Below are 23,357 nucleotides of genomic sequence, written 5' to 3' on the forward strand. Positions count from 1 at the left end.
GCCGCATAGTTCAGAATCGGAGCATTCAATGTCGCAGTCTTCCACCGTTCAATTTCCCGCCTATTCCCTGCTGGAGCTGGCCTCGGTCCGCGAGGGCGACTCCGTGGGCGAGACCCTGGCCAACAGCGTGGCCTATGCCAGACATGCGGAGAGCCTCGGCTTCCGGCGTTTCTGGCTGGCCGAGCACCACAACATGGAAGGTATCAGCAGTTCCGCCACGGCGGTCCTGGTGGGACACATTGCCGGTGCCACCGAAACCCTCAGGGTAGGGTCCGGCGGCATCATGCTGCCCAATCACCCGCCGCTGGTGGTCGCCGAACAGTTCGGCACCCTGGAAAGCCTTTACCCGGGGCGGATCGACCTGGGCCTGGGCCGGGCACCAGGCACCGATCCCATTACCAGCCGCGCCCTGCGACGTGAAGGTCTGGGTGCGGAACAGTTTCCCGAGGACGTGGCCCGGCTACAAACGCTGCTCGGACCGCTGCAACCGGGCCAGCAGGTTAAAGCCATACCCGGCGCCGGCACCAACGTGCCCATCTGGCTGCTGGGTTCCAGCCTGTACAGCGCCCAGCTTGCCGCCATGCGTGGGCTGCCCTACGCCTTTGCCGGCCACTTTGCGCCGCGGCTCTACCGCGAGGCGATTCAGGTGTACCGGGACAATTTCCAGCCCTCGGAACAGCTGGACAAGCCCTACGTGATACTGGCTGTGCCTGCGGTGCCGGCGGATACCGACGAGGAGGCGCAGTTCCTGGCGACAACCAGTTACCAGCGCATTCTGTCGCTGTTCCGTGGCCAGCCCCTGTGGATGCGGCCGCCGGTGACATCCATGGACGGTTTGTGGAACCCTGGCGAAAAAGCGGGGGTGAAGGACTTCCTGTCGCTACAGTTACTGGGCAGCGAGGACAGCATCCGCGATCAGCTGGAACGATTGCTGCAGACGGTTGAGGTGGATGAACTGATGTTCACCGTGGACCTGTATGATCCGGAGAAACGCCGGCACGCCCTGGACATTCTGGCCGCAACCCGACACTGAACCCGCTTACCGGAGAATAACCATGGCAACGCCCGATATTCATGTATTCCTGTCCCACGGGCTGGAGAGTGGCCCCGGCAGCACCAAGGTGCAGGCCCTGAAAGCGGAAGCTGAAACCTTCGCCGGGGTTACCGCGATTGCGCTGGACCATCGTCACACCAAAGATCCCGTTGAGCGCCTGCAGCAAATGAAAGCGGCCATTGCCGAGGCGGGCGCGAGTCCGGAACACACCATCCTGGCCGGTTCCAGCATGGGTGGCTGGGTATGTGCCCGCACCAGCGCGGAAACGCCGGTGCGGGGCTGTTTCCTGTTGGCACCGGCGCTGGCAATGTCGGCCTATCCCCAATCGAGCCCGCGGATTCAGGCCCGGCATACCCAGATCATTCACGGCTGGGACGATGATGTGGTACTGCCCATGCCGGTAATCGAACTGGCACGGGAACAGAAGCTGCCGTTACTGGTGCTGCCGGACGGGCACCGGCTGGAAAACAGCCTCGAGAGGCTGGTGAGCGAGTTCCGGATTTTCATGACCCGCTGCCTGGCCGTAGACTGACGGGCAGGGGCCCCTATTTCATCCGCGAGGCCTCGAACACCGCCAGTTCCTCTCCAGCTTCACCCAACAGGCGTAGCTCGATACCGTCCAGGTTCACGCCCACGGTCTTTGCGAGCGCTGCAAACAGTAACTGTTCCGTCTGGTTGTCAGGGCATGCTCTGCGGGTGCTGCTCATCGAGTCAAACAGCAGGTTTTCGCCCTGCACCCGGTAGTTCCCCATGTACTGGTTGCAGCCGCTGAACCCGCTCACCCGGCCATCGTCCAGAAACAGAATATGAGCTTTCTGTTCGCGGTCGGTCTCAGGCACCGGTTCGCCGGCGACGCTCAGCAGTTGCCAATAGGTGTTGGTCAGGGGCATCGCCGCAATATCACCGCCCGGGCTACTGCCAGCCGGCGAGCCTGCGCAACCGGCCAGCAAAAGCACAGCGAACAGGGCGAGCACATACGCCGGAACCACCACTTTCTTTTTCATCCCACTTCTCCCTGTTCTGAGTCCATGATCACTTTTCGGGCCAACTCAGGCCAACAACCTGGCCAGCCCCGACGCCCTAACCACACCGCGACCCACGGCTTCTTTCAGCACGCCTTCCTGGCTTACTACCAGGCTCAGCCAGTGCCGGGCGCGGGTGATGCCCGTGTAGACCAGCTCGCGGGTCAGTACTGGCGTCAGCCGGTCCGGAATCACCAGGCAGGCATGGGTAAATTCCGAGCCCTGGGACTTGTGAACGGTCATGGCGTAGACGGTTTCCAGTGACTGCAACCGGCTCGGGGAGATCCACCGGATCGTACCGCTGCCGTCACTGGAGGGAAACGCCACCCGCAGGGTGCCAACCGGCTTGTTGCTGTCATCGCGATCCCAGGGCACGCTCAGGGTAACGCCAATGTCGCCGTTCATCAGGCCCAGATTATAGTCGTTTCCGGTGATCAGTACCGGACGTCCGTTGTACCAGCCCTCGGTGCGATCAATCAGGCCGGCCTGGCGCAGGCGCCCGGCAATCTCCCGGTTTAGCCCTTCCACCCCGAAGGGGCCCTGGCGCAGCGCGCACAGAACCTTGAAATGGTTGAAGGCCTCAAGCACGTCGGTGGCCCAGGCATCCCATCGCTCGCGCTCTTCAGTGGCGGCCGCTAACACTGGCCTGCCGTCCCTGATGAGGCGAAGGTAATGGCCATAGCCCACCGGTGGGGCAACCGACACATCATTGATCCGACGGCCCTCGCCACTGTTGCGGAAGCGTTCCGGGCTGCCGGTGAGGCCATGGTCCGCCAGCAGTGCCGTACCCGGTTCGCTGGCAAGGGGACGCACCGAACCACTGGCCGGTGCCACCCAGGCCACGTCTTCGAAGCCCTGTTGCCGACACCGATTGATCAGTTCCCTGTCGAGTTTGCCAGCGTTGGTGGCCGCGGCCAGCACACCGATACCGCTGTGCTCATCAAAGCGATAGCTCTTGCGCAGCATGGCGACCGCCTGGTCCAGTGGCAGGCCTTGCGGGTCTGTCAGTTCCGCTGGCAAGCGGCATCCGCTCACCGACTCCAGCCACCGGGCCGTCGCCGGCAGGTAATGGGCAGCCTCGGCGCGCTGGCACAACTCTCCCAGTACCGCACCGGCATCCACCGAAGCCAACTGGTCCTTGTCCCCCAGCATGATCAGCCTGGCTCTGGCGGGGAGCGCCGCAAAGACCGAAGCCATCAGGTCCACATCCACCATGGAGGCTTCGTCAATCACCAGAATATCCAGCGGCAGCGGGTTGTCCTGATCGTGACGGAATCTCCGGGAACCCGGGCGGCTGCCCAACAACCGGTGCAGGGTGGTGACCTGGGTGGGGATGGCGGACTTATCCGGTCGCCCTGGCAGCTCCGCGAGCGGCAGGCGTTCCACCGCACCGCCGATAGACTCGCTCAGCCTTGCAGCGGCCTTGCCGGTCGGTGCTGACAGGCGGATGCGCAGGTAGGGGCTGGCATCACCGGCACCCGCGGATTCGCAGGCTACCGACTGCAGGGCCGCCAGCAGGTTCACCACTGTGGTGGTCTTGCCGGTGCCGGGGCCACCGGTGATCACGCTGAAACTGTTCCTGGCTGCCAGGGCGCAGGCAATCTTCTGGTAATCCGGTTCAGGCCCCGTGCCGAACAGGGCATTCAGCGCTTGCGCCAGCAGGCCGGCATCGTCCAGCTCCACAGGGTTTTCGAGGCGATCCCGGATGCCCGCGGCTATGGCCTGCTCGTATCGCCAGAACCGGCGCAGATAAAGCCGCGTGCCGTCCAGAACCAATGGTGTCGCCTGCCCGCCATTACCAACCGCGCAGCTTCGGCCCAGGTCAGCGATCAGTTCGTCCGGGCTGATACCGGAAAACAGGTCCGACGGCCGCAGGCAGTCTGCCGGGAGCGACGCCACTCCCTCCGACGGCAGCACCAGTGTAGGCTCGGTGTCGCGGCAAAGGTGCCTTATGTCCAGGCAAACGTGCCCCCGCCCCACCTGATGGGAAACCATGGCGGCCAGCAGTGCCAGCATGTGCGAGGGCTGCTCGCCCTGTTCACCGACGATGTTGCAGACGAAAGCCGCAAATGCATGGTCCAGGGCACGGATCCAGTCCCGCTCGACCCAGTCGTCCATCAGCGCCAGCGCCTCCGCGGCGGTTTGGGGCACGGTTGGCGGTTCCGCCGGGGGCGTGTCGAACAGGTCCTGTATGTATCCGCTTTCGCCAATCATGCGGCTTTCCCCCGCTGGCCGCTGAACAGCTGGTCCAGCTCTTCGATCAGGGCCCGCCCAGGCCGTTCGGTGAAAGCGCCGGCGCCCGCCGTGTCACATCCCCGCAGAAACAGATAGACCGCACCTCCAACGTGGGTGTCGTAGTCATAGTCCGGCAGGCGCGACTTCAGCAGGCGGTGCAATGCCAGCAGGTAGATGACGTACTGCAGGTCGTATCGATTTTCGAGAATCTTTTCTTTCATGGCCTCGCTCACGTAAGCCTGATCATCCTCGCCGAGAGAGTTGGATTTGTAGTCCAGCACGTAGTAACGGCCCTGATGCTCGAAGACCAGATCAATAAAGCCCTTGAGCATGCCGTTGAAGGTGGTTTCGTGAGCCTCCGGCCGGCTCTCTCCCTTCAGTGTGTGTGCGCGAACCAGTTTGTCCAGGGTGCGGGTATTGACCTGGTGGCTCTCGAACCAGAACTCCAGTTCCGGGCGGAGGGTTGCAAGACTGGCAAGTGCGCAGGTTCCACCGCTATCGGGCAGGGGAATGTCCATGGTGATCAGGGTATGGATCCAGGCTTTCAGCGTGTCCGCCCAGTCGCTCCAGTTGCGCAGCTTGCAGCGTCGCTCCAGCAGTGCGTGTAGCTCTTCGGGCTCGTCTGCCACCCGGCCAAATCCCTGGGTGGCGCACCATTCCAGAATGTCGTGAAGGAAGGTGCCGGGACCGGCGCCCCTGGGGAAACTGTGCTGATTGAAAGGTTGCGGTCCGTTGGCGCCGGTATCGACGGAGGTTACGGCATCGGCGCCTTCTGTCTCGTCTTCTTCCCGCAGGTTCTCCTGCTCGGCGTCTTCACTGGCGGGGGCAAAGTCGTCGGCAAAACCACTGCGGGCGCCATAGGTAATGGCGGAATAACTGGCAATCCACCAGTTTTCCTTTGCGTCGCGCACGGGCTCCAGAGCCCTGCCAAGCTCCGGTTCCGCCTCGCCGGCATAAGCATCCTCTCCCGGTTCCGGGACTGGCGCCACCGCGATGGCAGGCTCGCCGGCGGCCATGGTCTGCAGGAAGGGTGTCAGGTCAGTGTCGTTCTCGGTGGCGTCACGCCCCACCAGGTGCCCCAGGCCGCTCTGGCGCCAGCCCTTGATGCCCGCGGCACCCACCCAGGTAGCGTGGCGGGAACGGGTCAGCGCCACATAGAGCTTGCGGATGTCCTCGCCGAGTCGCTCTCGGTCCGCCCGGGCCAGGGTGTCGTCATCCGGTTCCAGTGAGATCCGCAGCTTGCCGTCGTCGTCGTGGTACTTGATAAAGGCCTGGTTCGACTTTTCCTCGCGAAACTCGGTGGCAAAAGGCAGGAACACCAACGGGTATTCCAGGCCCTTGGACTTGTGCACGGTGACCACCTTGACCAGGCCGGCGTCGCTTTCCAGGCGCATGTTGCGATGCTCATCCTCGTCGTCGGACTCCCGCAGCATCTCGGTGTAGTGATGGATCAGGGCGTGTTCGCCGTCCAGCTGCTGGCTGTCCTGCTGAAGCAGTTCGGCAATGTGCAGGATATCGGTCAGACCGCGCTCACCGTCCCGCCCCGCCAGCAGTTTTGCGGGCACTTCATAGTCCATCAGCAGGCGCCGCAGCATGGGCAGTACACCCTGCTGCTGCCAGAGTTCCCGGTAACCCTGGAAGCGGTTGATCTCCCGGTCCAGCGCATTCTCGTCACTGAGCAGCCGGTCCAGGTCCTGGTAGGCCAGGCCCATGGTGGGCGTGGCCAGCGCGGCACGGATCAGCGCCAACTGGCCGGGTTCGGCACAGGCCTGCAACCATTGCAGCAGCTCCAGCGCCTGAGCCGAGTGCAGCACCGAGTTGCGGTCTGACAGGTAGACACTGCGAATTCCCCGCTCACCCAAGGCCTGCCTGACCGCATCCGCCTCGTCGCGTTTGTTCACGAGCACCGCAATATGTTCGGGTCGCAAAGCTTCGAATGCCCGGTCCACGGCCCGGAAGCCCGCTTCACCGGCCTGGCCCAGGTTCAGCAGGCGGGCAATCTCTGCCGAGCAGACGTCTGCCATAGCCTCGCGACCGGCTTCTTTGGCGACAGGACGCTCATCCGCCAGGGTCCAGAAGGTTAGCGGTGTCTGGCCCTGGCCCTGTACGCACCAGTGCTGGTCGGTACCCCTGGCATTCACCGGGTTGAACGGCAGCGGGTTGTCGTCGCCGGCACGAAACAGGAACGCCCCCTCCGGCAGTGACTGGTCAGCCTGCGCGAACACCCGGTTAACACCATCCACCATGGCGACGGCGGAGCGGAAGTTGGTGCCCAGTGTGTAGGTACGGCTGCTGACAGCGCGGCGGGCGTCCAGATAGGTATAGATGTCGGCGCCCCGGAAACCGTAAATGGCCTGCTTGGGGTCGCCGATCATCAGCAGACTAGTATCCTGGTCGTTGCTGGCCACCCGATAGACACGATCAAAGATCCGGTACTGGACCGGGTCGGTATCCTGGAACTCGTCAATCATCGCCACCGGAAACTGGCGGCGGATGGTTTCGGCCAGTCTCTCGCCCTGGGGGCCGCCCAAAGCCTCATCCAGCCGCGTGAGCAGGTCGTCAAAGCCCATGCTGGCAAGGCGCTGTTTTTCACTGTCCAGGCGCCGGGCTATCCAGCAGGCGGCGTGATTGAGGATGTCCGGCTTTGCCACCGGCATAGCTTTCAGGGCCGGCCTGAGCTCGGCAATGGCGTCCATGGCCGGGTGATGGGGTGGCTCGTCATCGCCGGTCCATTTTTCCGCAAAGGCGTCGGCCTCTAGGGTATCGAAGCCCTTGGGGCGACTTCTGGACAGGAAATCAGGGGGTTCGGCAGCGTCGGTGGTGGCCCATTCCCGCAGGGAGTCCACAGCCTTCTGGATGGAATTTTTAGTGCCGCCGTGCAATGGCTTTGGTTTGCGCTTTGCGGTTTCCGCCAGCAACTCATCCAGCTCATCACACCAGGCCGGCCAAGGCGCTTTAAGCTCCCTGAGCCTGGCTTCCCGCCGAGCTTTCGCTTCTTGCGCGGCCGCCAACGGGTCCCGGCCGGGAAGCGGCAGCGCATCGACATGGGGTAACAGGTTACGAACCGACTGGCGCAGGCTTTCCGGGGTTTTCCAGTTATCCAGTACCTCGTTCATCAATTCCGGCGGCAGCGGGTACACAAAGGTGCGCCAGTAGTCCCGGACCACATTGTCCAGCAGCTCGGTCTGGCTTGTTTCCAGGGTCTGGCGGAACAGGCTGCCGCTGTCGAAGGCGTGCTCACTGAGCATGCGGTTACACCAGCCGTGGATGGTGGAAACGGCGGCCTCGTCCATCCATTCTGCCGCCAGCAGCAGTTTGCGGCGACAGGCCGGCCAGTCCGCCTCCGGGCAGGCGTTGCGCAGATTGACCAGCGGATCTTTCGCGGTTGCCGTGGTATCAGCGGTATCCGGGTCTTTCGCGAAGAGCGCAGCGGCTTCGGTCAGGCGGGCACGGATACGGTCCCGGAGCTCCTTGGTGGCGGCCTCGGTAAAGGTCACCACGAGAAGATGGGGCGGCATGAGGCCCTCCCCCAGGGACTCTTCCGCGGTGCGATGCCCCAGTACCAGGCGTACGTAGAGCAGAGCCAGGGTGAAGGTCTTGCCGGTGCCAGCGCTGGCCTCGATCAACTGGCTGCCGCGCAGGGGCAGTGTCAGGGGGTCGAGTGTGTGAACGCTGCCGGTCATTAGGTTTTCTCCCTTTTGGCGCCGCCAGGCTTCACCCGGCCCGCCTGTTCTGCGTGCCAGAGCGGTTCGTAGAGTGCGGACACCAATAGCGGGAATTGCCCACTGGCAAGCAACTGTGCGAACTCCGGGTAAGCCCTGTGCAGGTAGCCGCTGTCACGGGCCAGGGCCTTGTTGTAGGCTTCTTCTGCTTTTTGTAGTGCTTTATCTTCATTACCCTCACCCCTGGCGGGATATAGCCCCCTCAGATAGGCAAAGGCAGCCGCGGACTCAACGGGCAACGGCTGTGTCTGGCCCTGCATCCAGTAATCCAGCAAGGTGGCCAGACATTCGCCGGCGGCCGCTTTTTCCATCGGCAGCAGATTGACCACCCGCTGTTCCTCCTTGGCGATGACCAGAGTATGAAAAGCTTCAAAGCGGAGGTTGCCCGCCAGGTGCGATACCCAGTGGTCCAGCAGAGCCGGGAATCGCAGCTGGCGTGAGCCCCTGGGCCCTTCCAGGAGATTGCTGCTGGCAATGACGACCCTGCAGACACTTCCGTCTGGACGGGTGCGCAGGTTACCCAGGCGGTCGCTGACATCCACGGTATCCGCGCCACTTTTATGGTGGGCTTCGAAGCCGATTACTTCTTCAATGGCCTCGGGCCAAAGTGCCAGCGCCTCCTGGTAACGCCTATGCAGGTCCGGCATACGGCTTTCCAGCTGCTGCGCAAGGGCGTATTCCGTGAGCCCCATGCCGAGCTCGCCGCGGCGCGCCATACTGGCCAGAGAGTCGTCCAGATACTGCTGCAGTGCCTCAACGGTATCGGCTTTCATGACTGCATGGCGTATCAGTTCGTCCTCCAGGCGCCAGTGTTGCAGTCCGTCCATGGCGAACGCTTCGTTGTCGGTATCCAGGTTTTCCACATCGGCAAACCGCACCTGCAGGCGGCGCTGGTAGAAGACTTCCACCGGCCGTTTGAGGAAGGCGCCGAGTTCGCCCAGGGTGATCGGGTCCGCCGGCGGCAAGTAGGATAGCTCGACCTGCTCCGCTTCGGCTTTCGGTGCCTGGTGAGCACTCAGCCATTCGCTGTCGTAGGTAAACAGCCGCCTGCCAGACAACACGTCGTGCACGTTAGCCGGGGCATCCGCCGTGTCACCGCGATTTCCTGCCGGAAAGTACTCACGGCTGAACGGCTGCAGTGGGTGTTCAATGGTCACGGCGGCCGAGGCTCTCTGCTCTGAACCCGACACCTGCCATACCGCATCCAGATGATCCCGTAACTGGCTCACCAGCACCGACGGCGGCCGCTCCGAGTCATCCCGAATACTGCGCCCTACCCAGCTGATATACAGCTGTTCGCGCGCCGACAGCAGAGCCTCCAGAAACAGGTAGCGGTCGTCTTCCCGGCGGGAGCGGTCCCCGGGACGGTAATCCAGGGCCATCAGGTCGAAATCCACCGGTGGCCGCGAGCGCGGGTAGTCGCCGTCGTTCATCCCCAGCAGACACACGCGGCGAAACGGAATGGCCCGCATCGGCATCAGGGTGGCAAAATTGACCTTGCCGGCCAGGAAGCGCTGGTTAAGGCCACCCTCTTCCAACCCTTCCAGCAGGATCTCGCGAACGATGTTCAGGGGCAGTTCCACCTGTTCCATGCCGGCACTGTCACAGTCCTGAAGCCACTGCTCCGCCTGCCGCCGCAGCCGATTCACCAGCAGCAGCTCGTCATCCGAAAGGTCAGCAAAGAAACGCTCCAGTATTGACTGCAGCAGTTCCAGCCAGCCTGCCGGTGTGGCACTGCCCCGCAATTCGTGCCAGAGATCTTCCAGACGATCGATGAAACGGCAGAGATTGCCTGCCACGCTGGCCTGTAACCCGCCGATTTCGTCATAGGGCTCGATGCCCTGCCAGGGTTCGTCGCGGCCGGTGCCGTAACCCAGCAACATCCGCCGCAGGCCGGCCTGCCAGGTGTTGCGCTCCAGACCATCGGGCAGGTCGAGACTGCCGCGGTGATCACTGTGCAGGCCCCAGCGGATATTGGCGCCCTCCACCCACTGGCGCACCAGGGGCAGGTCGCCTTCGGCAATTCCAAAACGGTTCCGCACCGCCGGCACTTCCAGCAGGCTGACGATTTCGCTGACGCCAAAGCGGCTTTCCGGCAGTGCCATCAGGGTATCCAGGGCAATCAGCACCGGCTGACGATGGCGCTGACCCTGGTCGGAAATGGTAAACGGAATATACCGGCGGGAAGACGGCGGGTATCGCCCGAACACGGCCTGGATGTGGGGGGCGTAGGTATCCACATCCGGCACCATGACAATCACATCCCGCGGGCGCAGTTCCGGATTAGCGTTGAACGCTGCCAGCAACTGGTCGTGAAGAATCTCCACCTCCCGCTGGGGGCTGTGGGCATTGTGGAATACCACGGAACCGTCCCGGAACGGGTCCAGGCTGCGCCCCTGGCCCAACATCTCCGGTTGCGATGTGAGCGTACGGATATCGTCCTGGATCTGGTGCAGCAGCACAGGCTGCTGCGGGTCCCCATGGGGTGTAAAAATATCAATGCGGCCATCTGGCGTGCTGACACGGCCCCGGTATTCCTCCGGGTTGTCGAATTCATCCAGCAGGCGGATGTAGTCCCGGCCCTGTTTGCCCCAGGCCGCCAGCAGGGGGTTGGCGTGCTGGTGGAGATCGTCAGGGTCGGTCAGCGCTGCCAGTTTCGGATGGGCCTGCCCCCGCTTGCGATCGGCATTGAGCAGGTCGCGATCACTGATGATATCGGCCCAGTAGAACTCACTCGGGTTGTGGACACAGAGCACCACCTGGCTGACCCGGCTGAGGATCGATAGCGCCTCCAGCGCCTGCTTTGGCAGCGAGGACACGCCGAATACCACAATACGCCGGGGCAGATCCGCAGGCCGGTCCCCGGTTTTCAGTTTCTGCCCTTCCTCCATGAAACGGGTGTGGATGCGTGAGCGGCTGGTGGCGGCAAGCTCACTGACGTCTTCCACCAGTTTTCGCCAAAGCACCGGCTGCCAGCGCAATTCCTCACCCAGTTCGCGGTATTCGCCTCGCGCCATCTGCAGGCGGTCATGGCCGGCCTCCCAGTCCGCCAGCCAGTCAGCACGGAACACCTGGTACTGGTCGAACAGGTCGGCAATCTTGCCAGCCAGCTGATAACGGCGGGTTTCGGTATCGGCCCCCGCCATGAACCGTTGCAGGGGCGCAAACACCCCGTCCTCTGCGATCAGATGCGGAAGCAACCGGAACAGACGCCAGACCAGGCGGGACTTGTCGAAGGGCGACTGCTCCGGCACCCCGGCGGGTGTCAATACGGCGCGGTAGGCCTGCCAGATAAAGCGGGCAGGAAACAGGAAATCCATACCGGCGGCGATACCCATGCCCCCGTTGTCATCGCCGCTTTCCGCGCCGGAGGGATCCTCCGCCAGGGCAAGCTTCAGCCACTGGGCAATGCCGTTACTTTGCACCAGAAAGGTCTCGCTTTCCAGGGGCGGCAGCGGGCTTTGCTGGCAAATCCAGACCACAGCCCGGCGCAGGTCTTCGAGGTGGTTGGCATGGATGGCGTGAAAGCCTGGCTGGATGGATGCTGCTGGCATACCTGCTCTGTGTGGTTCCAGGGGGAGAAGAAAAGAAAGCCTACCACAACTCTGGAAAAATTCTGGCCCGGTCCTGCGGGCTTGACCCATGTCATTTCGGAGTCATCCAATCTTGCCCGCCACCCGAACAACTTTGTATGGTGAAAAAAACACCAAAAAATAAAGTGTCCTATAATCAGAATTGCAATGAGATGAGAGAGAGGAAACGACCATGAGTAAAGTCAACGAAAGCCGCCGCGTATTTCTGCGCACCGCCGCCCTGGGTGTTGCCGCTATCCCCCTGGCAAAGTTCGCTACCCACTCGCCCCAGGCCCGGGCCGCAATGCCCAAGGCCGAGGACGGTCACGCTCTTGATTATGTCAACAATGCCGCCGACTCCAATCATGAGAAATACCAGGAAGGCCGTCAGTGTGACGGATGTGCGTTTTGGGCCGGTGAGGAGTCTGACGGCTGGGGTAAATGCCGCCACCCACAGTTCAGCGATGTACTGGTAAACGCCAATGGCTGGTGCAGTACCTGGGTGCCAGGAGGCTAACTCTGTAACCGGATTTCAGGCCCCGGAAAAGCATCATTCCGGGGCTTTTTCACGACCTACCGCACTGTCACAGGGCGTCCGCCTTTCGATTTGTTCTTTTATTCCGAATATTTATATTGTTCCGCCCCACGTTGGTGCGCTCCGAAATCTATTCGTTCAATTTCTTGCGAAAACAGCATTGTTTTGCCAGTCTTTATGAATGTAACAATAATTTGCAGTGAAAAATAACGGAGATGACACGATGAGTAGCTTGAGCAAGTTCAAGAAAGTGGCAGGATTTTCTGCGTTTGCATTTGCCGCAATGACGGCAGCCAATTCGGTTAACGCCGCAACTTGGCGTTATGCGCACGAAGAATATGAAGGTGATGTACAGGACGTATTCGCTTATGACTTCAAGGAGCATATTGAAGACAACTCCGACCACACCGTTCAGGTCTACCGCTTCGGTGAGCTGGGCGAATCCGACGACATCATGGGGCAGACCCAGGCGGGCATTCTCCAGTTCGTGAACCAGTCCCCGGGCTTCACCGGATCTCTGATTCCGGAAGCCCAGATCTTCTTCATTCCTTATCTGATGCCGACCGACATGGACACGGTGATTGAGTTCTTCCGCGAAAGCGAGGCCATCAACAAGATGTTTCCGGAGCTTTACGCCGAGAACGGCCTTAAGCTTCTGCAGATGTACCCGGAAGGCGAGATGGTCGTAACCGCTAACGAGCCGATTACTGAGCCCGCGGACTTCAAAAACAAGAAGATCCGGGTAATGACCAATCCGCTACTGGCAGAGACCTACAACGCCTTTGGCGCGACGGCAACACCCTTACCGTGGGGCGAGGTTTACGGCGCACTGCAGACCAACATGATTCAGGGTCAGGAAAACCCGATTTTCTGGATCGAGTCCGGCGGTCTGTACGAAGTATCTCCGCACCTGACCTTCACCAGCCACGGCTGGTTCACAACCGCGATGATGGCCAACCTGGATTTTTACGAAGGTCTGTCTGACGAAGATCAGAAGCTCATCCAGGACGCAGCTGACTACGCATTCGAGAAGATCATTGTTCACATTGATGGCCTCGCTGATGAAGCCCTTGAAAAAATCAAGGCGGCCAGCGACGAAGTGACCGTTACTCGTCTGGACGATGAGCAGATCGAAGCGTTCAAGGCCCGCGCACCGCAGGTCGAAGAAAAGTTCATTGAGATGACCGGTGAATCCGGTGAAGAACTGCTCAACCAGTTCAAGGAAGATCTCAAGGAAGTTCAGAAAGACTGAACCTGAAGGAACCATTCCCGCCGGCATGGGTCGGCGGGAATCAGTTTTAACTCCGCCCCGCCGCGGCCCTCTCCACCGGTAGGGAGCGGAATGCCTTGGAGCGTGCCCATGTCCGAAAATTCCCCGGATCTAGAAGACGACACCGGCACCTTTGAGTCCGGCCTGCCCGGGTTCCTGGGAACCATCGACGTCTTTATCAGTAAAGTAGAGGCTTTCATGCTCGCTATGGGCGTGATCCTCATGGCAGTTAACACCTGCGCCAATGTAATTGCGCGGTATGTGTTGGGCGAGGGCATGTTCTTTTCAGGTGAGGTTAACCGGATACTGATTATCCTCATCACCTTTGCCGGTATTGGTTATGCGGCCCGTCATGGTCGGCATATCCGCATGTCTGCGATCTACGATGCTATTCCCCCCAAAGGGCGGAAAGTACTCATGATCTTCATTGCTCTAGTCACCTCGGTGCTGATGTTTTTCCTCTGTTACCACTCCTATTTCTATATCGAAACTCTCGCCAGCCGTGGACGGATTCTCCCGGCGCTCGGGATCGAAATCTGGTGGATATACATCTGGGCGCCAGTCGGCTTTGCCATTACCGGCATTCAATATTTACTTACCGCTATCAAGAACTTCACCAGCAAGGATGTTTACCTCTCCACTGGTGTGGTTGATGGCTACACAGATTCCGAGTCCGAGGTCTGACCCTCTGAAGCTGCATTAATAAAGGAAAAATTCATGGCAACTATAATGATGGTGATCATGATCGGGCTGCTTCTGTTGGGCTTCCCGATGATGGTGCCTTTGATCGCCGGTGCTGTTGTTGGATTCGTAATGATGTTCGATGGCTTCGGACAGATGGGAACCTTCGTACAGCAGATGATGGCGGGTATTCGCCCGGCATCACTGATCGCGGTACCGATGTTTATTCTGGCGGCAGACATCATGACCCGCGGTCAGTCCGCTGACAGGCTTATCAACATGGTGATGGCGTTCATTGGCCATGTGAAAGGCGGGCTGGCCATCAGTACAGCCACGTCCTGTACGTTGTTTGGTGCTGTATCCGGATCCACTCAGGCCACGGTTGTGGCTGTAGGTTCTCCCCTGCGGCCAAAACTGCTCAAAGCAGGTTATTCCGACTCGTTTTCACTGGCGCTGATCATCAACGCCAGTGACATTGCTTTTCTGATCCCTCCCAGTATCGGTTTCATTATTTACGGGGTTATCTCTGAAACTTCCATTGCCGAGCTGTTCATTGCCGGTATAGGCCCGGGGCTTATGATTCTGGCCATGTTTTCGATTTATTGCCTGATCTATGCTCGCATCAACAATCTACCCACCGAGGAAAAGTCCACCTGGGGTCAACGAGGCGTAGCCATGCGCGAAGCCCTATGGCCACTTTTCTTCCCGGTCATCATTGTCGGCGGCATCTATGGCGGCATTTTCAGCCCCACAGAGGCGGCGGCTGTCTGCGTGTTGTACGCCTTCCTACTGGAGTTCGTGGTGTTCCGGTCACTCAAGCTGCCGGACATTTACCGAATCGCAAAATCCACCGGCCTCATTACCGCGGTGGTGTTCATTCTGGTAGCGGTCGGTACTGGTTTCTCATGGATTATTTCCTTTGCCCAGATTCCTCAGGCCATACTTGAATCGGTCGGGATCGCTGATATGGGTCCGGTTGGGGTAATGATCACCATCTGTATCGCCTTCTTCGTTGCCTGTATGTTTGTTGACCCTATCGTGGTCATTCTGGTGCTGACGCCCATTTTCGCGCCCGCCATCGAGTCCACGGGTCTGGACCCCGTGCTGGTAGGCGTACTGATCACCCTGCAGGTGGCCATCGGGTCCGCAACGCCTCCCTTCGGCTGTGACATATTTACCGCCATCGCCATATTCAAGCGCCCATACTGGGAAGTCATTCGTGGTACCCCGCCATTTATATTTATGCTGGTAGCCTCTGCGGGGCTGCTCATCGCCTTCCCGCAAATTGCGCTGTTCCTGCGTGACATGGCATTCCGCTGAGGGCTGCAGAGACCAATTTCAGGGAGAAGAACATGTTCAAAAAAATCCTGGTGGCCGTTGACGGTTCCAAGTCCTCCTTCAAGGCCATGGACAAGGCCATCGAGTTGCAGAAGCTAATGGAGGCGGAGATCTATCTGATCTGCGTCTACAAGCACCACAGCCTGTTCGAGGCATCCATGTCGATCGAGCGTCCCGAAGGCATGGATATTCCTGACAAGGCATTGTCGGAATACGCAAAAGATGTCGTTAATCACGCCAAGGGAGTGGCGGAAGAAAAGGGGGCAGTGAAAGTCCGCGGGTTCGTCAAGGCTGGGCGCCCTTCAAGTGTGCTCGTCAAGTTTGCCGAGGAAAAGGGCGTAGACCTGATTGTCGTTGGCACCCGGGGGACCCACAGTGACAAAGATGGGATGTTGCTTGGCAGCGTCTCGCACCGTGTCGCTTCGAAGGCGAAATGCCCGGTTCTTATCGTGTAAGGACAACCGATTGATTTAAGGATGAACCGCAACCGCTGTCGACCATTTTCTGAACTTCAGTCTCTGAGGTTATATTCTGGCTTGTGGCCTGCTCGGCGTTGGTGTCTTCTTTCACCGGATTTCGACAGCGCTATCTGGAACTGGCCCTAGGCTATCTCCACCCGATCCCGACCGGCCTCCTTGGCCCGGTATAGGGCCCGGTCGGCGAGCCCCAGCAGGTTTTCCGGGGATTCGCTGCACTCGGGCCAGCTTGCCACCCCAACCGAAATGGTAACCCGGCCCAGATTGGTGGCGCCGTGTTCTATCGGCATTGACCGAATGGCTCTGGCCAGCTCCATGGCCTTGTCATAGGCGGCGTTGGCGCTGGAGCCTGCCATGATGATGACAAACTCCTCACCACCAAAGCGGCACACCACATCGCTATCGCGGAAGTGCCTGGCCAGCATGCCGGCCACAGCTTTAAGCGCCGAGTCGCCGGCCTCGTGGCCATGGCTGTCATTGAACTGTTTGAAGTGATCGATATCCACGATCAGCAGGGACAATGGCTGATCACTGCGCAGGGCCACGGCGGATTCGTGCTCAAGCAGCTGGTCAAAATAACGGCGGTTCTTCAGGCCGGTAAGCCCGTCTTCATAGGAATATTTGTGAAGTTCCTCCCGCAGACCGATGTTTGAAAGTGCGATACCGATTTTCTGGACACCTTGGCTCAGTGCCTGAAAAAGCCTCGCCGCGCCGTAATCTGTGCTTTCCCGGGCGAACTCTTCCGGCACCTCAACGAACAGCACCGCCATGACTATCTGCCCCTCGCTGGCCGACTGGATGCTGATCCACAGGCACAGAGAGTTATCGATGCCCCCGTCCCACTGACCGGATTCACCACCGCCGGCGCTATGGAGGGTCGGAATAAGATTCTGTGGAGGCGGGCCATCGGGAGTTTCAATCCGGGCGGGTGCTTCCGGCTCTCCGGCGTAGCCCCAGCGGGTCAGTAGCGCAAAGGCCCTGCCATCATCCACTCTCTGGTAGAGCTTTCCTTTAAGCGGACTACACAAGTCAGGAAGCCGTCGTGCCAGCACAGAAAATGTCTGGTTCAGGGTAATGCAATCCTGCAATTCCGCGATGATGTCATTGAGAACACGGGTTTTTTCATTCTCGAAGGTGAGCAGACGAACCCGCGCCTGCTCAAGACGGGCCAGCGCCTCCGCCTTTTCGGTTCGTTCGCCAACCTGCTGCTCAAGTGACAGGTTCAGCTGGTGTAGCGCCTGCTGGGTGCGAGCGTAGTGCCACAGTGAGATCAGCACCACGGCCAGTGAAAAGACCAGCGTACCCCAGCTGACAGGCACCCGCCACCACGGCAGAAACCCGTGGGCCACGGCCATATCCGCCACCAGCAGGCTGCAGAAGATGCCATAAGCGCCGAGTATAACCTGTTGCTCAATGAGCAACTGGCGGAACCGCCGGATCACAACCATGGCGATGGTAACCAGAGAGACCAGAAGCAGGGCGTCGAACGGGGGGAATGTGGAAGACAGGTCGACAACCCCCGTTAACGCCAAGCCGATGGCCCCGACCGCATAGACCAGGTGTATTTTCCAGACCAGATTGATCAGCCAGGGGTGGTGATTACTGAACCACTGTTCCAGCAGCAGCGCCATGGCCACCGGCAACAGGTAGTAGGAACCAGCCGCCAGATAATCCCAGACTAACGGAGCGTCCCAAAGCAGCTGGCTTGCCTGGCTCTCAGAGAGCAACAGCACCGCCGACGACAGGGAAAACAGTGCGATGCTGCCAAAGCTCTTTTTCTCGTTCTGGAGCAGGGCAAATATCAGTGACAGCAACGCAATCAGTGCGGAAAACCCTGCGATAACCAGCGCTTCCAGGGAGTTTTCCAGGATAAACAGGGTGAGATCAGGCCGGTTCATGATGGACACTTCCCCCCACAAACCGATGTCCGTGTAATCCGAGAAGATGCGGAAGTAGACCTGCTTGCCGCCGAAATCCTCTGGCAAGGGAACGGCATGCCATGGCCAGCCTTCGAACCGGCCCCTGCCCTGGTCGTCAAAAGTGCCGTACTGGTAGATGTTCTCGCCGTCCAGCCATACCTGAACTATGAGGTCCACGCTGAAGATGTAGAGGACCGGTTCCTGCCATTGGCCGTCGGGCAGGGTAACCCGGTACCAGATCTGGTCCCGCCCCTCCCTATCTGGCGGGTTGGAGGGAAATCCGATGGCCTGCCACTGCTCCGGATCGTCGGCCCGGGTCCATTGGGGAACATCATCCTCTGAAAACGGTGAGTCTCCCCATCGGTACTCCCAGCCCTCATCGATATCAACCGCTGCAAAAGCCGCTTGCGACAGACAAAAGCTCAGGATGGTGATGAGGAAAGTCAGGCTTCCAACCTTCAAGAGGGGCAGCATCTGCATACAGTGTGGTGCCTGTCGCTTTGGGATACAGTCCACATTATAGAACACCGTTACCATTAAACTCTTGCAAAAAGGTGATAGACACAAGCTTTGACGTTTGGATCTTAAGACTGTTACTCCGGACTGCATTGCACAGTCCGGCATTGCACCGGATTTTATCGCCCCGGGGATCTGATACCGGGGCAAGTTGCCGGCAACAGGAGGTTACTGCCCGGACTTGAGCATTTCCCAATATTTCGCATAGACCTGCAGGGCCTCGTCGCCGATGTCGGCCTGGAATTCGGCATTGATCATGTCCGTGGCTGTCGGATAGCTGGCCCGGTTGTTCGCCACCTCCTCCGGCAGAAGTTCGCGCGCCGCCAGATTCGGTGTCGCGTAGCCAATCTCTTCGCTGATCAGTGCCGAAATCTCAGGCTGCAGCACAAAGCTGATGAACTTGTGCGCGGCTTCCGGATTCTTGGCATTCTTCGGAATCACGAAGCTGTCCAGCCAGGCGATGATACCTTCCTCCGGATAGACGTATTCCAGGCTGGGCATGATCTCTTTTCCCATGACGGCTTCGCCGTTCCAGATCATACCCACGTCGGTTTCCCCTTCCAGATAGGGCATGCGGGGTGCATCGGAATTGAAGGTACGAACCGACGGCATCAGTTCAGCCAGCTTTTCGTACGCCGCCTCAATCTCCTCGGGGTCGGTGCTGTTGCCGGAATAGCCCAGAACCAGCAGACCCACGTGGAAGACTTCACGCATGTCGTTGGTCAGCATCACCCGGCCCTCGAAGCGCTCGTCCCAGAGATTGCTCCAGGCTTTCACCGGCTCGCCCTCAACGTCGGAGGTATCCACGGCGAGGCCGGTAGTACCCCAGAGATAGGGGATGCTGTACTGGTTGTCAGGATCAATGTCCAGGTTGGTGAGCTCCGGATCCAGCTCGTCGAAACCCTCGATCTCGCCACGGTCAATGGGCATCAGCAGATCTTCCTGGCGCATCTTGCTGACGTAATAGGTTGAGGGCACCGCCAGATCGTAGGCGGCGCTTTCGTCCAGCAGTTTCAGCTTGGCATACATGGATTCGTTGCTATCATAAGTGGTGTAGACCACCGCTATGCCGGTTTCCTCGGTAAATCGGTCGAGGACAGTCTGGGGCATGTATTCAGACCAGTTATAGAGATTGAGAACCTGCGGTTCCTCGGAACTGCAGCCTGTCAATCCCACGGCCAGCAGACCGGCCAGTACCAGCTTCTTCATCGTTTGCTCCTTATCAGAATCCATTGAGACAACATCAGCATAACCAGTGAGAACACCAGCAACAGTGTGCCCAGGGCATTCACCTCGGGTTTCAGGCCCACCCGTACCATGGAATAGATACGCAGGGGCAGGATCTCGTAACTGGGGCCACTGACAAACGTACTGACCACCACATCATCGAGGGACAGTGTAAACCCTAACAGCCAGCCTGCCAGTAACGCCGGCATGATCACCGGAATCAGTACCGTGCGGGTCATGGTGAAATCGGAGGCGCCAAGATCCCGCGCGGCTTCCGGCAGGCTATCATCAAAGCCGCTCAGCCGTGCCATCACCGTAATCACCACGAACGGCAGGCAAAAGGTCACATGGGCCAGTAACAGGGACACATAGCCCAGCTGCAAACCCACCAGCAGGAACAGCGCAAGAAGGGAGATGGCCAGCACAATCTCCGGCGACATCATTACCACGAACAGCATGCCATTGAGCAGTTTCTTGCCACGAAACCGATAGCGGTGCAGGGCCAGGGCCGTCAGCCCGCCAATCACAGTGGAGACCGTAGCCGCCGAAAGCGCCAGCCAGAGGGAGTTCCACATAGCGCCCACCATGGCCCGGTTATTGAACAGTGACTCATACCAGCGCAGGCTCAACCCTTCCCAGCTGTATCCCGTGCGGGATTCATTGAACGAGAACACCACCAGCACCAGAATGGGCAGGTAGACCAGCAGGTAAACCAGAGCCAGATAAGTACGGGGCAACCAGCGGGTCATCAACCGCCCTCCTCACCAAGACGCCGTTTACTGAGCCGGTGGGCGAACATCAGAAACGCCATGGTCACGGTCAGCACAATGCTGGCGGCAGCACCAAAGGGCCAGTTGCGGGCATCCAGGAACTGGTTCTTGATGACGTTGCCCACCAGCAGGTTTCTGGAGCCGCCGAGAATATCCGGCACAAAAAACAGCCCCATGGCCGGCAGCAGCACCAGCATCACGCCGGCAAGAACTCCGGGAAGGGTCAGTGGCACGATGACATGGATGAACGTCGACAGCCGCCCCGCGCCAAGATCGTGGGAGGCCAGCAGCAACTCCTGACGGAGGTCCTCGAACACCGAATACAGCGGCAGGATCATGAAAGGCAGCAACAGGTAAACCAGCCCGATGATCACGGCACCTTCGGTGTAAAGCAGCTTCAGGGGCTCATCGATCAGCCCGAGCGGCATCAGGGCACTGTTGAGCAAACCGTTGGTGGCCAGGATCAGCTTGAGCGCGTAGGTGCGCACCAGGGAATTGGTCCAGAAAGGTACGATCAGCAGGAAGATCAGCAACAGCTGCCGTTGCTTGCCGACCTTTGACAGCGACCAGGCAAAGGGATAGCCAATCAGCAGGCACACCAGCGTCGTCATCGCCGCCATATAGAGCGAATGGAGAAACACATCAAGGTACAGGGGGTCGAACAGTTGCCGGTAGGCATCGAGGTTCAGCGGTAGCGAGATAAAGGTGCCCGGATCCCGGGTCATCACGCTGGCGCCCACCACCAGCAGATTGGGGGTGAGCACCAGAAATAGCAGCCAGCCCCAGACCAGCACCAGTACCGCGGTTTTGAAGGGCTGCTGTAACACTCTATGCATCCGCGACCAGCCCTTCCGCCTCTTCAGCCACCGGCTCCAGCTCTACCGGCAATAGCCACTCCCAGCCATCCACCCAGCTGACCCGCACCGGTTCTCCCAGTTTGTAGTCGAAGGTGGGATCGTCCTCGTCAAAGAACTCACTGGCCAGCACCTCGGTGCCATCCTCCAGGTGAATCACCGAGTCCAGTGTGCTGCCCTTGTAGTTGCGCTCCACAATTTTCCCGGGCAGACCGTGTTCATCCTCGGGAGCAAGCACGCGAATGTCTTCCGGGCGCAGCAACACATTGACCTGTTCTCCGTTACGCACAGCGAATGCCGGTTTCTGCAGCTTGCGGCTTACGCCCAGAATGTCCACGGTGATGGTATCCGCGGCCACGGAATCCAGATAACCGGGAAACAGGTTGGTTTCGCCCACGAAGCGCGCGGTGAAGAGATTGGCAGGCCGCTCGTAGATTTCCCGGGGCGTGCCCAGCTGCTGGACCTCACCCTCTTTCAGCACCACCACCCGGTCCGACATTGACAGGGCTTCTTCCTGGTCGTGGGTGACAAACACGAAGGTGATACCCAATTCCCGCTGCAGGCGCTTCAGCTCCACCTGCATGGTACGGCGCAACTTGTAGTCGAGGGCAGACAGGGGCTCGTCCAGCAAAAGCAGCTGCGGCCGCTTGACCACTGCCCGGGCGATGGCCACCCGTTGCTGCTGGCCGCCCGACAGCTGGTGAGGCTTGCGCCGGGCAAAGTCCTGTAGCTGGACCATCGCCAGCACCTCATCCACCCGCTGGCGAATCTCTCCTTTGGGCCGCTTTTCCATTTTCAGGCCATAGGCGACGTTATCGTACACCGACATATGGGGAAACAGGGCGTAGTTCTGGAACACGGTATTGAGGGGACGGTACTCAGGGGGCGTGTGGGTAATGTCGTGGCCGGAGAGGGTCACCGACCCGACGTCAGGCTGCTCGAAACCCGCCATCAGGCGCAACAGGGTGGTTTTACCGCAACCCGAGGGGCCCAGCAGGGTGATGAACTCGCCGTCGAGGATATCCAGGTCCAGCGAGTCCAGCACGGTCTTGCCGGCGAACGCCTTGGAGACGTTCTTCAGGGAAAGCAGGGTCTTTTTCATTCACTCGAAACGCTGTTGAGATAGGCCTTGTCAGAAATGTTGGTCCACTGGCGAACCTGTTTCAGGTAGTCCTGCTGGGAGGTGATGATCTCCCTGGCCAGTTCATCCCTCTGCGCCTCTTCCGCCAGCAGCTTTTCCGTCGCCTCGCGCAGCGCTTCGATTACCTCCGGCGGGAACGTCTTGTGGGTAACATCCGGATAGTCTTCCTTCATGCGATCCCAGGCCACGCCACTTGCGTGGGTGCTCTGGATATACATGTCGTAGGCGGCGGTGCGCATGGCAACCCGCAGGATTTCCTGCAACTCGGCGGGCAGCTTGTTCCAGGTTTTCTCGTTGATCAGGAACTGTACTTCCGCACCCGGTTCCTGCCAGCCGGAATAGTAGTATTTCGCAATCTGGTGAAAGCCCATCTGGAAGTCAAGCGCGGGACCTACCCATTCCAGAGCGTCGATCGTGCCCCTTTCCAGCGCGCTGTAGAGCTCGCCCGGCGGGATATTGGTCACAGCGACACCGACCTCGGCCATGACTTCACCCGCAAAGCCAGGCGTGCGCATTTTCAGACCCTGAAGATCCTCCACGCTCTCGATTTCTTCGCGGAACCAGCCGCCCATCTGGTTACCGGTGTTGCCGCCCGGGAATGACAGCAGGCCATGGGGCCGGTAGACCTTTTGCATCAGCTCCATGCCGTCGCCGTAGTAAAACCAGGCGTACTGCTCCGGCGCAATCATTCCGAAAGGCACGGTGGTGAAGTACATGGCGTTGGGAATCGAGCCTTTGTAGTAATAGGACGCGGTGTGCCCCATGTCGTACTGGCCCGCTTTCACCATGTCGAAGATGCCGAATGGCGCCTTGTGCTTGTTGGACGAATCGATGCGGAACTTCAGGCGCCCACCGGACATTTTCTCTGCCATGGCGGCCATGTTGCGGGGCGTTTCACCCAGAATCGGGGAGTTAGGCCCCCAGGTTTCGGCCAGGCGGATGGTATAGGTTTCCTGCGCAGCCAGCGAGGTGCTTGCCAGCGACAGAACCAGCGTGAACAGGAAGGTTTTGAGAATGTTCATAAG

The 23,357-nt window shown here is 59.8% G+C and carries 17 protein-coding genes; 7 read left to right on the forward strand and 10 right to left on the reverse strand.

Annotated elements, in window-relative coordinates; translation table 11 throughout:
- The first annotated feature begins 28 nt into the window (after positions 1-28).
- The gene (locus tag DIT71_RS04305; protein WP_114611980.1) at positions 29-1,033 is read left to right on the forward strand and encodes an LLM class flavin-dependent oxidoreductase; all 1,005 of its coding nucleotides are present in this window, start codon (positions 29-31) and stop codon (positions 1,031-1,033) included.
- A 22-nt stretch (positions 1,034-1,055) separates the two neighbouring features.
- Positions 1,056-1,586: a YqiA/YcfP family alpha/beta fold hydrolase gene (locus tag DIT71_RS04310; RefSeq protein ID WP_114611981.1), complete on the forward strand. Its 531-nt coding sequence runs from the start codon at positions 1,056-1,058 to the stop codon at positions 1,584-1,586.
- A gap of 13 nt (positions 1,587-1,599) precedes the next feature.
- On the opposite strand, the gene DIT71_RS04315 is transcribed toward DIT71_RS04310, so the two are convergent.
- Genes DIT71_RS04315 through recC form a run of 4 tightly spaced genes read right to left on the reverse strand, consistent with a single transcriptional unit; the run spans position 1,600 to position 11,587 of the window.
- Complete coding sequence (locus tag DIT71_RS04315) at positions 1,600-2,058, reverse strand: META domain-containing protein (protein WP_114611982.1); 459 nt, start codon at positions 2,056-2,058, stop codon at positions 1,600-1,602.
- Between the two features lie 45 nt (positions 2,059-2,103).
- On the reverse strand, positions 2,104-4,290 hold the full coding sequence (gene recD / locus DIT71_RS04320; protein WP_114611983.1) for an exodeoxyribonuclease V subunit alpha: 2,187 nt from the start codon (positions 4,288-4,290) through the stop codon (positions 2,104-2,106).
- The gene (gene recB, locus DIT71_RS04325; protein ID WP_114611984.1) at positions 4,287-7,994 is read right to left on the reverse strand and encodes an exodeoxyribonuclease V subunit beta; all 3,708 of its coding nucleotides are present in this window, start codon (positions 7,992-7,994) and stop codon (positions 4,287-4,289) included. The genes recD and recB overlap by 4 nt, the downstream gene beginning before the upstream one ends.
- On the reverse strand, positions 7,994-11,587 hold the full coding sequence (recC, locus tag DIT71_RS04330; protein WP_114611985.1) for an exodeoxyribonuclease V subunit gamma: 3,594 nt from the start codon (positions 11,585-11,587) through the stop codon (positions 7,994-7,996). The genes recB and recC overlap by 1 nt, the downstream gene beginning before the upstream one ends.
- 211 nt (positions 11,588-11,798) lie before the next feature.
- Between recC and DIT71_RS04335 the strand changes: the two genes are divergently transcribed.
- The 5 genes from DIT71_RS04335 (at position 11,799) to DIT71_RS04355 (ending at position 15,884) form a co-directional block, all read left to right on the forward strand.
- Positions 11,799-12,122 carry a high-potential iron-sulfur protein gene (locus tag DIT71_RS04335; protein WP_114611986.1) on the forward strand — a complete coding sequence of 108 codons (324 nt, stop codon included), beginning with the start codon at positions 11,799-11,801 and terminating at the stop codon, positions 12,120-12,122.
- A gap of 241 nt (positions 12,123-12,363) precedes the next feature.
- Complete coding sequence (locus tag DIT71_RS04340) at positions 12,364-13,392, forward strand: TRAP transporter substrate-binding protein (RefSeq protein ID WP_114611987.1); 1,029 nt, start codon at positions 12,364-12,366, stop codon at positions 13,390-13,392.
- A 108-nt stretch (positions 13,393-13,500) separates the two neighbouring features.
- A complete protein-coding gene (locus tag DIT71_RS04345; protein ID WP_114611988.1) occupies positions 13,501-14,094 on the forward strand; it encodes a TRAP transporter small permease in 594 nt (197 codons plus the stop codon).
- A 33-nt stretch (positions 14,095-14,127) separates the two neighbouring features.
- Complete coding sequence (locus DIT71_RS04350; RefSeq protein WP_114611989.1) at positions 14,128-15,411, forward strand: TRAP transporter large permease; 1,284 nt, start codon at positions 14,128-14,130, stop codon at positions 15,409-15,411.
- Positions 15,412-15,443: 32 nt separating this feature from the next.
- A complete protein-coding gene (locus DIT71_RS04355) occupies positions 15,444-15,884 on the forward strand; it encodes a universal stress protein (protein ID WP_114611990.1) in 441 nt (146 codons plus the stop codon).
- A gap of 146 nt (positions 15,885-16,030) precedes the next feature.
- Here the strand turns inward: DIT71_RS04355 and DIT71_RS04360 are convergent, their stop codons facing one another.
- From DIT71_RS04360 to DIT71_RS04385, 6 genes are all read right to left on the reverse strand, one after another.
- The gene (locus DIT71_RS04360; protein WP_114611991.1) at positions 16,031-18,304 is read right to left on the reverse strand and encodes a GGDEF domain-containing protein; all 2,274 of its coding nucleotides are present in this window, start codon (positions 18,302-18,304) and stop codon (positions 16,031-16,033) included.
- Positions 18,305-18,508: 204 nt separating this feature from the next.
- Entirely contained in the window at positions 18,509-19,549 is a 1,041-nt protein-coding gene (locus tag DIT71_RS04365; protein ID WP_114611992.1) for an extracellular solute-binding protein, read from the reverse strand.
- Positions 19,546-20,316, reverse strand: a complete 771-nt coding sequence (gene potC / locus DIT71_RS04370) for a spermidine/putrescine ABC transporter permease PotC (RefSeq protein ID WP_114611993.1) — start codon at positions 20,314-20,316, stop codon at positions 19,546-19,548. The genes DIT71_RS04365 and potC overlap by 4 nt, the downstream gene beginning before the upstream one ends.
- Positions 20,316-21,173, reverse strand: coding sequence for a spermidine/putrescine ABC transporter permease PotB (gene potB / locus DIT71_RS04375; RefSeq protein ID WP_114611994.1), 858 nt, complete (start codon positions 21,171-21,173; stop codon positions 20,316-20,318). Before potB ends, potC begins: the two co-directional genes overlap by 1 nt.
- Positions 21,166-22,293 carry a spermidine/putrescine ABC transporter ATP-binding protein PotA gene (potA, locus tag DIT71_RS04380; protein ID WP_114611995.1) on the reverse strand — a complete coding sequence of 376 codons (1,128 nt, stop codon included), beginning with the start codon at positions 22,291-22,293 and terminating at the stop codon, positions 21,166-21,168. Before potA ends, potB begins: the two co-directional genes overlap by 8 nt.
- Positions 22,290-23,354 carry a TRAP transporter substrate-binding protein gene (locus tag DIT71_RS04385; RefSeq protein WP_199490948.1) on the reverse strand — a complete coding sequence of 355 codons (1,065 nt, stop codon included), beginning with the start codon at positions 23,352-23,354 and terminating at the stop codon, positions 22,290-22,292. Before DIT71_RS04385 ends, potA begins: the two co-directional genes overlap by 4 nt.
- Positions 23,355-23,357: the final 3 nt, after the last annotated feature.

Origin of the sequence: Marinobacter vulgaris (assembly GCF_003344045.1) — a bacterium.
In the GTDB taxonomy this organism is placed as follows: Bacteria; Pseudomonadota; Gammaproteobacteria; order Pseudomonadales; family Oleiphilaceae; genus Marinobacter; species Marinobacter vulgaris.